The sequence below is a fragment of the Pseudomonas sp. GL_090 genome (assembly GCF_057837765.1).
Window position 1 is genome coordinate 458,066 of sequence record NZ_CM174452.1, and the last position, 13,053, is coordinate 471,118.

Annotated in this window: 10 protein-coding genes and 1 pseudogene; 6 read left to right on the forward strand and 5 right to left on the reverse strand. The window is 60.6% G+C overall.

Features of this window, described 5'->3' with window-relative positions:
• Positions 1–102: 102 nt before the first annotated feature.
• Complete coding sequence (gene trxC / locus AC3ITA_RS02055) at positions 103–537, reverse strand: thioredoxin TrxC (protein ID WP_150672346.1); 435 nt, start codon at positions 535–537, stop codon at positions 103–105.
• A gap of 198 nt (positions 538–735) precedes the next feature.
• Between trxC and AC3ITA_RS02060 the strand changes: the two genes are divergently transcribed.
• On the forward strand, positions 736–1,032 hold the full coding sequence (locus AC3ITA_RS02060; protein ID WP_095943234.1) for a type II toxin-antitoxin system HigB family toxin: 297 nt from the start codon (positions 736–738) through the stop codon (positions 1,030–1,032).
• Positions 1,029–1,430, forward strand: a complete 402-nt coding sequence (locus AC3ITA_RS02065) for a helix-turn-helix domain-containing protein (RefSeq protein WP_095943233.1) — start codon at positions 1,029–1,031, stop codon at positions 1,428–1,430. Before AC3ITA_RS02060 ends, AC3ITA_RS02065 begins: the two co-directional genes overlap by 4 nt.
• A gap of 6 nt (positions 1,431–1,436) precedes the next feature.
• Here AC3ITA_RS02065 and selO read toward each other — a convergent pair whose 3' ends face one another.
• From selO to AC3ITA_RS02080, 3 genes are read right to left on the reverse strand one after another with little or no spacing between them, the layout of a single operon-like run.
• Positions 1,437–2,900 carry a protein adenylyltransferase SelO gene (gene selO / locus AC3ITA_RS02070; RefSeq protein WP_489279275.1) on the reverse strand — a complete coding sequence of 488 codons (1,464 nt, stop codon included), beginning with the start codon at positions 2,898–2,900 and terminating at the stop codon, positions 1,437–1,439.
• 48 nt (positions 2,901–2,948) lie between these two features.
• A complete protein-coding gene (gene mscK / locus AC3ITA_RS02075; protein WP_095943231.1) occupies positions 2,949–6,299 on the reverse strand; it encodes a mechanosensitive channel MscK in 3,351 nt (1,116 codons plus the stop codon).
• A gap of 34 nt (positions 6,300–6,333) precedes the next feature.
• Entirely contained in the window at positions 6,334–8,076 is a 1,743-nt protein-coding gene (locus AC3ITA_RS02080; RefSeq protein WP_489279278.1) for a potassium/proton antiporter, read from the reverse strand.
• Between the two features lie 327 nt (positions 8,077–8,403).
• On the opposite strand from AC3ITA_RS02080, the gene AC3ITA_RS02085 reads away from it, so the two are divergent.
• The 4 genes and pseudogenes from AC3ITA_RS02085 to AC3ITA_RS02100 all read left to right on the forward strand — a co-directional run bounded on the left by AC3ITA_RS02085 (position 8,404) and on the right by AC3ITA_RS02100 (position 10,950).
• On the forward strand, positions 8,404–8,613 hold the full coding sequence (locus tag AC3ITA_RS02085) for a hypothetical protein (RefSeq protein ID WP_095943263.1): 210 nt from the start codon (positions 8,404–8,406) through the stop codon (positions 8,611–8,613).
• Positions 8,610–8,912 carry a cell division protein ZapA gene (locus tag AC3ITA_RS02090; protein ID WP_095943229.1) on the forward strand — a complete coding sequence of 101 codons (303 nt, stop codon included), beginning with the start codon at positions 8,610–8,612 and terminating at the stop codon, positions 8,910–8,912. The genes AC3ITA_RS02085 and AC3ITA_RS02090 overlap by 4 nt, the downstream gene beginning before the upstream one ends.
• Before the next feature lie 145 nt (positions 8,913–9,057).
• A pseudogene (locus AC3ITA_RS02095) lies at positions 9,058–10,086 on the forward strand (HAMP domain-containing protein); the annotation flags it as partial.
• A 132-nt stretch (positions 10,087–10,218) separates the two neighbouring features.
• Entirely contained in the window at positions 10,219–10,950 is a 732-nt protein-coding gene (locus tag AC3ITA_RS02100; protein WP_489280741.1) for a methyl-accepting chemotaxis protein, read from the forward strand.
• A 120-nt stretch (positions 10,951–11,070) separates the two neighbouring features.
• Here AC3ITA_RS02100 and AC3ITA_RS02105 read toward each other — a convergent pair whose 3' ends face one another.
• Positions 11,071–12,873: an acyl-CoA dehydrogenase gene (locus AC3ITA_RS02105; protein ID WP_489279280.1), complete on the reverse strand. Its 1,803-nt coding sequence runs from the start codon at positions 12,871–12,873 to the stop codon at positions 11,071–11,073.
• Positions 12,874–13,053 lie beyond the last annotated feature (180 nt).

The following is a 13,053-nucleotide window of genomic DNA, read 5'->3' on the forward strand; positions in this document are numbered from 1 at the left end:
TGGGAGCGAGCCTGCTCGCGAAAGCGGTGTATCAGGCGACATCTTTATTGAATGTCAGTCCGCCTTCGCGAGCAGGCTCGCTCCCACAGGGTCTGTGTTGTTTCAGATCTCCTGGCTACGCAACCAGCTCATCAGTTGCGGTAACGGGAAAGCCCCGCTCTGCCGGGCGACTTCCCGGCCGTTCTTGAACAGGATCAGGCTCGGAATCGAGCGAATCCCCAACTGCGCCGACAACTGTTGGTTTGCCTCGCTGTCCAGCTTGGCCAGCCGGCACTTGCCCGCCAGTTGCCCGGCTGCCTGCTCGAACACCGGTGCAAACGACTTGCACGGCCCGCACCAGTCTGCCCACACATCCACCAGCAGCGGCAGATCGCCCTTGATCTGGCTGGCGTAGTCGCCTTGCTTCAATTCAAACGGTTTGTTCAGCAGGACTTCGGCCTTGCAGCGACCGCATTTCGGGTGGTCGTTGAGGCGTTCGGCGGGAATGCGGTTGAGGCCGTTGCAGTGGGGACAGGGGATGAGGAGTGGGTCGGTCATGAGCGATATCCAATGGGAAGCTGATAACACCTAGTTGGAGACGTTTGCTTATATTTTCAATCGTGCAGCGACAGGCAATAAAACTAGGCTGAGGGAAGGATCCGATTGAGACCGTTGGTCTGCCCGGGTGTATCGCAACTTGCGATAAAAAATCCATGTGTTTAACTCATCCATAGCAGAATGCGATAAGGATGTTGCATGCGAGTGTTTTCCGAAAAACGAATCTGGGACGCCAAGGAAAAGTGGCCGCAGGCGGCCAGCGCACTGGACCAGTGGTATCGAATGGTAAAGCGCATCAAGCCAAATGATTTTGCGGCGATGAAATCTTCATTTCCCGCGATCGACAAGGTCGGTGAGTTTCACGTTTTCGATATTGGCGGTAACAAATTACGGCTGATCGCCTATGTTCGGTATCAGCATCAAAAAATCTACATAAAGCATGTGCTGGATCACCGCGAATATGACCGCGGTAAATGGAAGGAGGGAAGAACATGAGCGTTCTGATCAAAAACGCGGCGGAGCACTGGGAGTTCGTATCGCCATTGCTACGCAAACCCAAAAACGAAGACGACTATGACATGCTGGTGCAGGCACTCGACGAGTTGCTCGAGATGACCGGAGTTGACGAGTCGCATCCCCTGATGAGTCTGGTGGACATCATCGGTGACTGGATTGAGGAATGGGACCACAAGCATCACCCAATGCCCGAAGCCACAGGTGCCGAAGTGCTTGGTTACATGATGCGCGAACATGGATTGACTCAAAGCGACCTGCCTGGCGTCGGCCCTCAGTCGGTCGTTTCGGAGATCCTGAGTGGCAAGCGCCAGCTCAACCTGCGGCAGATCCGCTGGTTGGCCGAGCGATTCAATGTGCCAGTAGACGTCTTTATCTGACTCGCCTCACGACGAACAACTGATCTCCAGATGCTTGCCCCATTCCGGCGGCCTCTCCGCGTAGCTTTCCATCCCCGGTTGTTCCTCGAACGGGTTGCTCAGCACCGCGTGCAGTCGGCGGACTTCCGAGTAGTCGCCGCTCTCTGCCGCATCGATGGCCTTTTGGGCCAGGTAGTTGCGCAGGATGTACAGCGGGTTGACCGCGTGCATCCGCTGGCGGCGCTGCTCTTGATCAAGCGTGCCTTCACGGGCCACCCGGGCGACGTAGAGCTCGCCCCAGGCATCAAAGCCCTTGAGGTCGACAAAGTCGTCACGCAAGCGGGTGATGGCCTGTTGTGGTGCGTCATCACCCAGGCGACGGAAAAACAGGCTGTAGTCGACGCCGCTGTTTTGCATCAATTGCAGCAGGCCCTCCAGCAACTTCTGGTCGTCGTCTTCGGCAGTGGTCAGGCCGAGGCGGCGGCGCATCAGGTCCAGGTAATGGGCCTGGAACAGCGGCAGGTACAGACCGAGAGTTTCGCGCAGGGCCTCGACGCTGATGAACGGCGTCAGGGCCTGGGCCAGGGCGCTGAGGTTCCACTGGCCAATCGGCACCTGGTTGCTGAAGGAATAACGGCCCTGGTCGTCGGAGTGGTTGCAGATGAAGTTGGCGTCGAAGTCGTCGAGGAAGGCGAACGGGCCGAAATCGAAGGTGATGCCCAGGATCGACATATTGTCGGTGTTCATCACCCCGTGGCAGAAGCCATAGGCCTGCCATTTGGCGATCAGTTCGGCGTTGCGCTCCACCACTTCACGGAACATCGCCAGGTACGGCTCCGGTTGCTCCAGGCACTGCGGGAAGTGCATGGCCAGCACGTGATCACCCAGCTCTTTCTGCTGCTCGGGGCGCTTGGTGTAGTAGAAATATTCGAAGTGGCCGAAGCGCACATGACTCGGCGCCAGGCGCAGGACCATGGCCGCGCGCTCCTGCTTTTCACGCCACACCGGGGTGTCGGAGCCGATCACGCACAGGGCGCGGGTAGTCGGGATGTTCAGGGCATGCAGGGCTTCGGAGGCGAGGAATTCACGGATCGACGAACGCAGCACCGCACGGCCGTCGCCCATGCGTGAAAACGGCGTCTGGCCGGCGCCCTTGAGGTGCAGGTCCCAGTGTTCGCCAGCCTCGTTGTACACCTCGCCAAGCAACAGGCCGCGTCCGTCACCCAGTTGCGGGTTGTAGGAACCGAACTGATGCCCGGAATAGACCATCGCCCTTGGAATCGCGTCGGCCCAGAGCTTGTGGCCGCTGAACAGTTCGGCGAACTCCGGGGTTTCGGCCACGGCCGGGTCCAGGTCCAACAGCGCCATGGCGGCGGGGCTGGCCACGACCAGGCGCGGATTATCGATCGGCTCGGGCAGCACATGGGCGGAAAACGCATCGCCCAGGCGGTCGAAGCGATTATCGAAAGTGAGTTCGTCGAGGGCTTTCAAGGGCCGGCTCCAGCAGAATGTCCGAGCATTCTGCTGGGGAATGGCCGGTTAGTCGAGTTTGGCGGCCGGCGGTTCTTGCGCCGGCTTGCCGTCGACGATCGGCACGATGGTTTTCGCTTCCGGTTCGATCGGCACCATCTTGTATTCCTGGCCGTGCAGGTTCTTGAGGTAGACCTCCATCTGCCGGAACGAGATATTGATGTGCTGCTTCTTGAACTCGCGATTGATGAAGCGGTTGACCTCGTCGAGCACGGGGTTGCGGTCGCCGAGATCACGCACATGCATGCGCAGCTCGTGGTCGAGGGTGCTTTCGCCGAAATTCAGGAAGTACACGTGGGGTTCCGGGTCTTTCAGCACGCGCGGGTTGTCGCGCGCGGCCTTGAGCAACAGCTCTTTCACCAGGTCCAGGTCCGAACCGTAGTCGACGCCGAGCTTGAGGGTCACCCGGGTGATGGTGTCGGTCAGCGACCAGTTGATCAGTTGCCCGGTAATGAACGTCTTGTTCGGGACGATGATGTCCTTGCGGTCGAAGTCGGTGATGGTCGTGGCACGGATGCGGATCTTGCTCACCGTGCCCGACAGGTTGCCGATGGTGATGGTGTCACCGATCCGCACCGGACGTTCGAACAGGATCATGATGCCGGAAATGAAGTTGGCGAAGATCTCCTGCATGCCGAAACCGAGGCCGACCGACAGCGCCGCCACCAGCCATTGCAACTTGTCCCAACTCACACCGAGGGTCGACAGCGTCGAGACGAAACCGACACCGGCGATCACGTAGGACAGCAACGTGGTGGTGGCGTAGGCGCTGCCCTGGGCCAGGTTGAGCTTGGATAGCACGAACACTTCGAGCAAGCCCGGCAGGTTGCGCGCCAGGGCGAAGGTGATGCCGATGATGATCAGCGCGCCAAGCATGTCGCCGATGCTGATCGGCACCATGCTCATGTTGGCGCCGGTACCGCTGGTGTATTCGTAGAGGGTGACGTTGTCCAGATACGAGAACACCGTGATCAGGTCGGCCCAGACCCAATACAGTGCCGCCATGAAGCCGCCCAGCAGTGCCAGGCGGATCAGGCGCAGGGACTGTTCGTTGACCTTCTCGATGTCCATCGTCGGTTCTTCGATCACCGCCTCGCCATCGCCGGCCTCTTTGGCGGCCAGCCGCTTGGCCAGGGCGCGCTGGTAGGCCAGGCGCCGGGCCGCCACACTGAGGCCGCGCACGAAGGTGGCCTCGATCACCAGCCAGAACATCAGCAGGTACAGAGTGTTGATCAAGCGGTCGCTGAGCTTCAGCGCGGTGTAGTAGTAGCCGAAGCACACCGCCACGAACAACGCGACGGGCAGGGCAGTGAACAGGATCCCCACCAGTTTGCGGAACAGCGAAGCGTTTTCGTGGGTCGGGCTGCTGATGAGCAGGCGGCTGAGCAGCAGGGTCATCAAGGCGTAGCAGATCAGTACCACCGGCATGCCGAGCACGTCATCGGCCAGTGCCGCCGGTTGCAGTTCGGCAACGGCGACTACGGTCACCAGTGCCATGACCACGATGCCGAGGCGGCGGATCCATCTGCGCAGGAACTCCACCTGGGGCTTTTCCCAGCGGAAATGCAGCTCTGCCACGCCACCTGGCGCGAGGATCCGGTAGGCGGTGTAGAACACCAGCCAGGCCCCGGCCATTTGCAGCAGCGCCGCGCCCATATTGGCGTTCTGCCCACGGGCGTCGATTTGCAGGGCCAGCCCGCACAAGGCGAGGCCCAGGGAAACCGGCATCGCCAGCAGAATATTGATCAGAATCGCCTGTGGCGTGTGCCACTGGCTGTCGCGCTTGAAGTGACCGATGTCCTGGTGAACCTTGATCAGTCGCGCGTACAGATTCTTGCGCCGCCACAGCAACGCACCGATCAGCAGGGCCAGCGGCAGGAACAGCAGCGGGCGCTGGGTCAGGCCGTCGGTCAGTTCGCTCAGGCTTGAAAGGACCGGCAGCGAATCGAGTTGCCGCTGCAGGCGATCCGGCACACTGTGAACCCACTCCAGGTCCAGCGGCTTGTTGCTGGGAATCCAGAACATCTGCTCATCGAGGGTCGCCCGCAGGCTTTGCGCCGTGCTGAGCAGTTGCTTCTGGTTCAGTTGCAGGGTGATGGATTCATTGAGCACCGCGCTCAGTTCGCGGTTCAGTCGCTCCAGCAGGTCGGCGCGGGTGGTGGCCAGTTCCATCAGGCTTTTGCGCAGCTGCGCCGTGACTTGCTCGGGAGGTTGGGTCGACAGTAGGTTTTCGACGTAGGTGGTCGGATTGCTCAGCAATTCCCGTTGCTGGCTGACTTCGAACTGATACAGGCGAATGTCGGCGATCTGGTCGGCCAGGTTGCGGTCGAGCCGCAGGCGCGGCAACGCCTGTTTCTGTTTGTAGAGAATCTTCGAGAGCAGCAGGCTGCCTTTGAGCACATTGATTTGCTCGTCCAGTGCCGCATCGCTCTGGGTCAGGCTGTCCAGTTGTTGCTTGGTCTGCAGGTTCTGCTGGGTGACTTCGTTCAGGCGGTCGGTACTTTTGAGCAGGTAGTCCGAGAGCTTCAGGTTGGCCGCGCTTTCGGTGGCCAAAAGGCTGCTGCCGCCGGCCTTCTGCGCTTCGATGGATTGCTGGGTGACCGTTTCCTGGGACAGCGCCAGGCGCTTCTGGTTGATCAGGGTTTGCAGTTCCTGGATTTCCTGATCCAGGCGGTCGGATCGCTCCGACAACAGGTCATGCTGGCTGTTGCCGAGGTCTTGCAGCTGGGTATTGCCGGCCAGTTCCTGGCGCCGCAGCGGGATCAGGGCGTTCAGCGCTGCCAACTCGGCATTGAGCTGGTCGCGCTGCTCGGCGCTCAGGGTCTTGCCGGCGTCCTTGCCGACCTTGAGGGTGTTGTTGATCTGCTGAATGCGCGTCTGGCTGCTGGATATCTCTGCCTGGGCGCGCTCGGGGCGGGTCTGGGCGGTGATGATCAGGCTGTTGGCATCGGCCAGGGCTTTTTGCAGGTCGCTTTGCTGGGTGGAACGCTCGGTGAGCAATTGTTCAAGCTGCTGGATCGGCTCCTTGGCGAAACGCTGCGCCACCGGCACCACGGTACTGGCCTTGAGGCGGGTCAGTTCACGCTGGTTCTCGATGGTCTGTTTGGGCGCACTGCTCAATTGCTGCTTGAGCGCGACCAGCTTCTGCTCGTAGTCACGCTTGTTGTTGAGCTGGCTCAGCGTGCCTTGCAGGACCGATTGCAGGGCCTTCTGATCGGCTTCCGGCAGTTTGCGGTCGGCGATCTTGTCCAGACTCGCTTGCACGGCTTCGCTGGAGGGCGGTTCGGCCGCTTGCAAAGTACTGACAGAGAGACTCAAACCCAGCAGGGCGATGGCGAAGATGGAGCGCAGATTAGGCATAAAGACCGGTCAAGCAAGTGATAGTGGAAGCAGTTTAGAGGAAGAGTCCGGGACCCGGGCGACTTCCTTCGGGGAATCTGACGCCCACTTTACCGATCTTGTTCCCGTCCATGACGGCCACGGTCCAAATGGTGTTGTTCCATTCCACCTGGTCACCCACCACCGGCGCGCCGCCAACCTTCTGGGCAATGAAGTGGCCCAGGGACATGTCCGGATCGATGCCTTCGACCTTCAGGCCGTACAAGGCCGCAACCGCGGCCAGTTGGGCGTCTCCTTCGAGTACGAAGTCGCCGAAGAAGCGCAGATCGAGGCCCCGTTGTGGCGCCTGGCTGAAGAGTTTTCCGAGGGCCGGCAGGTTGTGTTCATGGCCGATGACACACAGCAAATCATCGACTTCCAGCACCGTACTACCCGACGGATGGAGCAGTTGCTGGCCGCGAAACAGGGCAGCAATACGGGTGCCTTCGGGCATTTTCAGCTCGCGCAGGGGCGAACCGATGCACCATTTTTCCGCGCCGAGGCGATAGACGAACAGCTCCCACTCGCTGGTGACGTGCACTTCCAGGGCTGAGCGGGAGATGGGGGCAGGCTCCGGGGGCACCGTCACCTTCAGCAGTTTGGCGACCCACGGCAGGCTCGTGCCCTGAACCAGCAGCGACACCAGCACGATAAAAAACGCGAGGTTGAAGTACAGCTGGGCGTTGGGCAGGCCGGCCATCAGCGGGAACACCGCGAGAATGATCGGGACCGCGCCGCGCAGGCCGACCCAGGAGATGAACGCCTTCTCGCGACCATGGAAGGCCTTGAACGGCAGCAGGCCAACCATCACCGACAGTGGCCGGGCAAACAGGATCATCCACAGCGCCAGGGCCAGTGCCGGCAAGGCGATAGGCAGCAGGTCGTGAGGCGTCACCAGCAGCCCCAGCACCAGGAACATGCCGATCTGCGCCAGCCAGGCCATGCCGTCGAGCATGTGCAGGATGCCGTGGCGGCTGCGCACCGGCCGGTTGCCGATCACCAGGCCGCAGATGTACACCGCCAGGAAGCCGCTGCCGTGCAGGGCGTTGGTCAGGGCAAACACCACCAGGCCGCCGGCAATCACCAGGATCGGATACAAACCGGTGGCCAGGTTGATGCGATTGACCAGTTGCAGCATCAGCCAGCCACCGCCCAGGCCAATGACGCCACCGATGCCGAATTCGCGCAGCAGGTGGGTCAGCAGGCTCCAGTGCAGGCCGGTCTGGCCGCTGGCGAGCATGTCGATCAGGGTGACGGTGAGGAACACCGCCATCGGGTCGTTGCTGCCGGATTCGATTTCAAGACTGGCGGTTACCCGTTCGTTCAGGCCCTTGCCACCCAATAGCGAGAACACCGCGGCGGCGTCGGTGGAGCCGACGATGGCGCCGATCAGCAGGCCCTGGATCAAGTTCAGGTTGAACAACCATGCGGCCGCCATGCCGGTCAGCCCGGTGGTAATCAGCACGCCGACCGTGGCCAGAGAGAGCGCCGGCCATAACGCCACGCGGAAACTCGACACTCGGGTGCGCAAGCCGCCGTCGAGCAGGATCACCGCCAGCGCGAGGTTGCCCACCAGATAAGCCGTGGGGTAGTTATCAAAAAGAATGCCGGCGCCATCGACACCGGCCGCCATGCCGACGGCCAGGATGATCACCAGAATCGGGATGCCGAGACGGGACGAAAGTGAGCTCACCAGAATGCTCGCACCTACCAGCAACGCGCCGATCAAGAACAGGCTGTTGATGGTCGTCGCATTCAAAGGCAGTACTCCAGAAAGCTGAAAGGCGGGCGAAAACTGACCATGCAGTCTGCGTGCCAGCGATTCTAACCTGTTGAAATGTGATGCTGTCAAAAAGGTTTTGTGTCATCGCAGAGCGCCGGACTGAGGTCTTGAGCGCGGCTTGTTTCCACCGGTTGCGCCTTGTGGCGACGAATTGCAGGAACCAGATGGGCCAATCACAGTCTTTAAAACTCGCGAGGAAGGTTGCCCGTCAGCAAAATCAAGGCTTTGCGCCTGTATAACCCTGGCATCCAGGGTGACTTTTCTTTATCGTACGCGCCCTTTGAAAACGCCCGGAAAATCAAAATGTTGGAAGCATCCCTAAGCCAATTGGAACAACTGGTCAGCGACCTGGTACAACAGAACCAGAACCTGACCGCGGAACTGGCCCAGGCCAAAGATGAAAACGAAAGCCTGCAACTGAGCCTGATGGAACACGAAGAGAAGCAAGGCGCCACGGCGGCTCGCATCCAGGCCCTGGTTGAGCGCGTCAGCGCAGGCCCTGTCAGCGCATGAGTTACAACGCCGCAGGGGTAAAAGTCGTCTCGATCCTGGGGGAGGACTATTCGATCAAGGCACCGGCCGGGGAAGAGCAGACCCTGCTGGACGCCGCGTTGATGTTGAAGGCAGCCCTGGCCGAAACCAAGCGCAAGTACCCGACGCTGATCGGTGACCGACTGCTGGTGCTGGCGGCGATGAATCTGTGCTCCCAGCAGATTGAAATGCAGAAACAGCACAAGCTCGAACTCGACCGTTACCAAGAGCAAGTCAGCGCCACGGTTGAAGTGATTTCCAAGACGATCAATCAGGCCTGATCGGCTTTGCGCACAACCAAAGAATAGATTGTCGGTTGGTTTGTATACAATCGGCACGGCTGTTGCAGTGTTTCAGCCTCTTATTCTTTGGGGGTGCTCCATGCAGTTCTGGCGACGCAGTATTCAATGGCAGTTGATCCTGAGCATGGGCACCGCTCTGCTCGTCAGTATCCTGATCGTGGTTGGCATTTATACCCTGGTGGTCAACCGCCTCGCCCAGAGCTATCTGGTCGAGCAAGCCTTGCCGTCGAGCATCGAAGCGATGCGCAACGATATCGAGCGCATCCTCGTTCAACCCCTCACCGCCGCCAAGGACATCGCCAGCAACAGCATGGTGCGCGACTGGCTGGCCGGGGGTGAAGACAGTGCCCGGACCGGCACCTTTACTACCTATCTCGAAGGCATCCGCGCCGAGCACAAGGCCTTTACCGCGATTATCGTCGGCACGGCGTCCAACCATTACTTCACCGAAAAAGGCCTGGACCGGACCCTCAGTCGATCCAACCCGAAAGACGCCTGGTTCTACGCGTTCCTCGATAGCAACCAGCCGCGCACCCTCAATATCGACAACGACACGGCCACCGGAGAATTGGCGCTGTTCATCGACTTCAAGGTCGAGCAGGCCGGCAAAGTCGTAGGCGTTGCCGGGCTTGGGCTGAGCATGAAAGAGCTGTCTGAGCTGATCCACAATTTCAGCTTTGGGGAGCGCGGCAAGGTCTATCTCGTGCGTTCCGACGGTTTGATCCAGGTTCACCCCGAGGCGCAATTCAGCGGCAAGCGCACGCTGGCTGAGCAGATTGGCGAGTCAGCGGCGCAAGCCGTCATTGGTCAAAAAACTGCCACAAACAGCAGCTTTACCCGCGATGGCGAAGATTTCCTCGCCTTGAGCCTGCCATTGCGCGATCTCGGCTGGACCCTGGTGGCCGAAGTGCCACAGTCGCAGATCTACGCCGAAGCCCGCCGCGCCATGTGGATGAGCAGTGGCATTGGCCTGGTAGTGGCCCTGGTGTGTCTGCTGCTGGTGGTATTGCTGGCCCGTGGGCTGGTACGGCCGATTCGTCAGGTAACAGCGGCATTGGTAGCAATCGGTAGCGGCGGTGGAGATTTGACCCACCGGTTAGATTCCAGCCGCGCCGATGAGCTGGGTGATCTGGCCCGGGGGTTCAATCGCTTTCTCGACAGCCAGCGCGACATGATCGGTGAAGTGCTGACCACCAGCGAACGACTGCGCACTGCTGTCGGCCAGGTCGCACGGGTTGTGGATAACACCGCCGAACGCTCCGGTCGCCAACAGGAAATGACCGACATGGTCGCCACTGCAGTCCATGAAATGGGCCTGACCGTTCAGGAGATCGCCCAGAACGCCGGCAACGCGGCGGTCGCCTCGCAAACGGCTCGGGATGAGGCGATGCAGGCACGGGAAGTGGTGGGTGGATCGATTCGGCACATTGAAAGCATGTCCGACGAAATCGGTGTCGCCGCCAGCGCTGTGGGTGAATTGGCGCATCAGGTGGCTTCGATCGATCAGGTGTTGGCAGTGATTCGCGGGATTTCCGAGCAGACCAACCTGCTGGCGCTCAACGCCGCTATCGAAGCGGCGCGGGCTGGGGATATGGGGCGTGGGTTTGCCGTGGTCGCTGATGAAGTGCGGACCCTGGCGCGACGCACTCAAGCCTCCACCGATGAAATCCAGCAGATGATCGGCAGCCTCAAGCAGGGGGCGGAGAATGCGGTGTCGTCGATGCATTCCGGGCAAGCCGCGACCGGCACGGGTGTCGAGTCCAGCCAGCGTACCGGCGCTTCATTGACCGCGATTACCGGGCAAGTTGAGCGCATCAGCGACATGAACCATCAGGTGGCGACGGCGACGGAAGAGCAGTCGGCGGTGACCGAGGAAATCAACCGCAACGTGCAGGGGATTTCCGACCTGGCGCGGGCGACGGCCGGGGAGGTCAAGGCCTGTCGGGATGATTGTCAGACGTTGCAGCGGTTGGCGGATGATCTGGCGCGGCAGATGGGTGGGTTCAAGCTGAAGTGATGTGGCGTCAGTGCGGACGCCTTCGCGAGCAGGCTCGCTCCCACAGTAGTGCGTGTACGCATTCAAATGTGGGAGCGAGCCTGCTCGCGAATGGATTTCAGCTAATCCACAAAAACTGGATCAGAACCACTCATCCTGCATCCCCAGGCAAACATCATCCCGAGCCTCAAGAATCGCCAGTTCATGGTGGCACCCCGGTACTTCCCAGGTCAGGAAGTAGCGTGCCGCCTGCAGCTTGCCTTTATAGAAGCTCACATCCGCCGCATTACCCTTGGCCAACCCTTCCTCGGCACGGATCGCCTGTTCCAGCCAGCGCCAGCCAATCACCGTGTGACCAAATACCTTCAGGTACAACGCCGAGTTCGCCAGGCTGCTGTTGACCTTGCCCTGGGCCAGATCGGTCAGCAGGCCGATGGTCACGGTTTGCAGGCGCGCCACCAGTTTCTCCAGCGGCTCGCGCAGCGGCGTCAGCGAATCAAACGCCTGTGCTCGCTCGCCAGTGTCGCCAATCAGGCGGATCAGTTGCTTGAGCCCCGCACCACCGTTCTGCGCCAGTTTTCGGCCCAGCAGGTCCAGCGATTGGATACCGTGGGTGCCTTCGTGGATCGGGTTCAGGCGGTTGTCGCGGTAGTACTGCTCCACCGGGTATTCGCGGGTGTAGCCGTGGCCGCCGAGGATCTGGATCGCCAGTTCGTTGGCCTTCAGGCAGAACTCCGACGGCCAGGATTTGACGATCGGCGTCAGCAAGTCCAGCAGTTCATGGGCCTGTTTGCGTTCGGCTTCGGTCGCAAGGGTGGTGGTGTCATCGAACAGCCGCGCCGCGTACAGGCCAAGGTCGAATGAGCCTTCGACGTAGGCCTTTTGTGTCAGCAGCATGCGTTTGACGTCGGCGTGCTGAATGATCACCACCGGCGCGGTGTTCGGGTCCTTGCTGTCCGGTACGCGGCCCTGTGGACGCTCGCGGGCGTAGTCCAACGAATACAGATAGCCGGCGTAACCAAGCATCACCGCCCCCATGCCGACGCCGATCCGCGCCTCGTTCATCATCTGGAACATGTAGCTCAAGCCCTGGTGCGGCTTGCCCACCAGATAGCCGACGCACTCGCCGTTATCGCCGAAATTAAGCGCTGTAGAGGTGGTGCCACGCCAGCCCATCTTGTGGAACAGCCCGGCCAGCAACACATCGTTGCGCTGGCCGAGGCTGCCATCGTCGTTGACCAGGAACTTGGGCACGATGAACAGCGAAATGCCCTTCACCCCGGCCGGCGCGTCCGGCAGCTTGGCCAGCACCATGTGCACGATGTTTTCCGACAGCGGGTGATCGCCACCGGAGATGAAGATCTTGTTGCCCTTGAGGCGATAGGTGCCGTCGGACGCAGGTTCTGCGCGGGTACGAATATCCGACAGCGACGAGCCGGCGTGGGGTTCGGTCAGGGCCATGGTGCCGAAGAAACGGCCATCGATCATCGGTTGCAGGAAGCGGCGTTTCTGCTCTTCGGTGCCGAAGCTTTCGATCAGGTTCGCCGCGCCCATGGTCAGGAACGGGTATGACGTCGAAGCCGCGTTGGCCGATTGAAAGTGCGCGAAGCAGGCCTGGGACAGTAGCGTAGGAAGCTGCATGCCGCCAGCGTCGAAACTGCGCGCGGCGTTGAGGAAGCCGGCTTCGAGGAAGGCATCCACCGCCGGTTTCACTTCCGGAATCAGAATCGCCTGACCGTTCTCGTAGCGCGGTTCGTTCTCGTCGCCCTTGCGGTTGTGCGGAGCGAAGAATTTCTCGGCGATGCTGCGGGCGGTACCGATGGCCGCATCGAAGGTTTCGCGATTGTGCTCGGCAAAACGCTCACGCTGGGTCAGGCCCTCGGCATCAAGGACTTCGTACAGCTCGAAAGCCAGATTGCGGGAACTGAGCAACGTCTCGGACATGGCGGCCTACCTTTTGTTGGAATGGGCCGAGTCTAGGCTTGTGAATTTATGCTGAATAGCATGATTGATGAGCGTGATAGTTGGGTAGAGAAGTGACCTAGCAGGCACCACAAAACAACTGTAGGAGTGAGCCTGCTCGCGATGACGGCGGCACATCCGAAACAGATGTGACCGACAGAC

Coding starts and splice junctions, on each gene's coding strand:
- AC3ITA_RS02100 (WP_489280741.1), top strand. CDS start 10,219: ATGGTCGCCACTGCAGTCCATGAAATGGGCCTGACCGTTCAGGAGATC.
- AC3ITA_RS02065 (WP_095943233.1), top strand. CDS start 1,029: ATGAGCGTTCTGATCAAAAACGCGGCGGAGCACTGGGAGTTCGTATCG.
- trxC (WP_150672346.1), bottom strand. CDS start 537: ATGACCGACCCACTCCTCATCCCCTGTCCCCACTGCAACGGCCTCAAC.
- AC3ITA_RS02060 (WP_095943234.1), top strand. CDS start 736: ATGCGAGTGTTTTCCGAAAAACGAATCTGGGACGCCAAGGAAAAGTGG.
- mscK (WP_095943231.1), bottom strand. CDS start 6,299: ATGCCTAATCTGCGCTCCATCTTCGCCATCGCCCTGCTGGGTTTGAGT.
- AC3ITA_RS02090 (WP_095943229.1), top strand. CDS start 8,610: ATGAGTTACAACGCCGCAGGGGTAAAAGTCGTCTCGATCCTGGGGGAG.
- AC3ITA_RS02085 (WP_095943263.1), top strand. CDS start 8,404: ATGTTGGAAGCATCCCTAAGCCAATTGGAACAACTGGTCAGCGACCTG.
- AC3ITA_RS02105 (WP_489279280.1), bottom strand. CDS start 12,873: ATGTCCGAGACGTTGCTCAGTTCCCGCAATCTGGCTTTCGAGCTGTAC.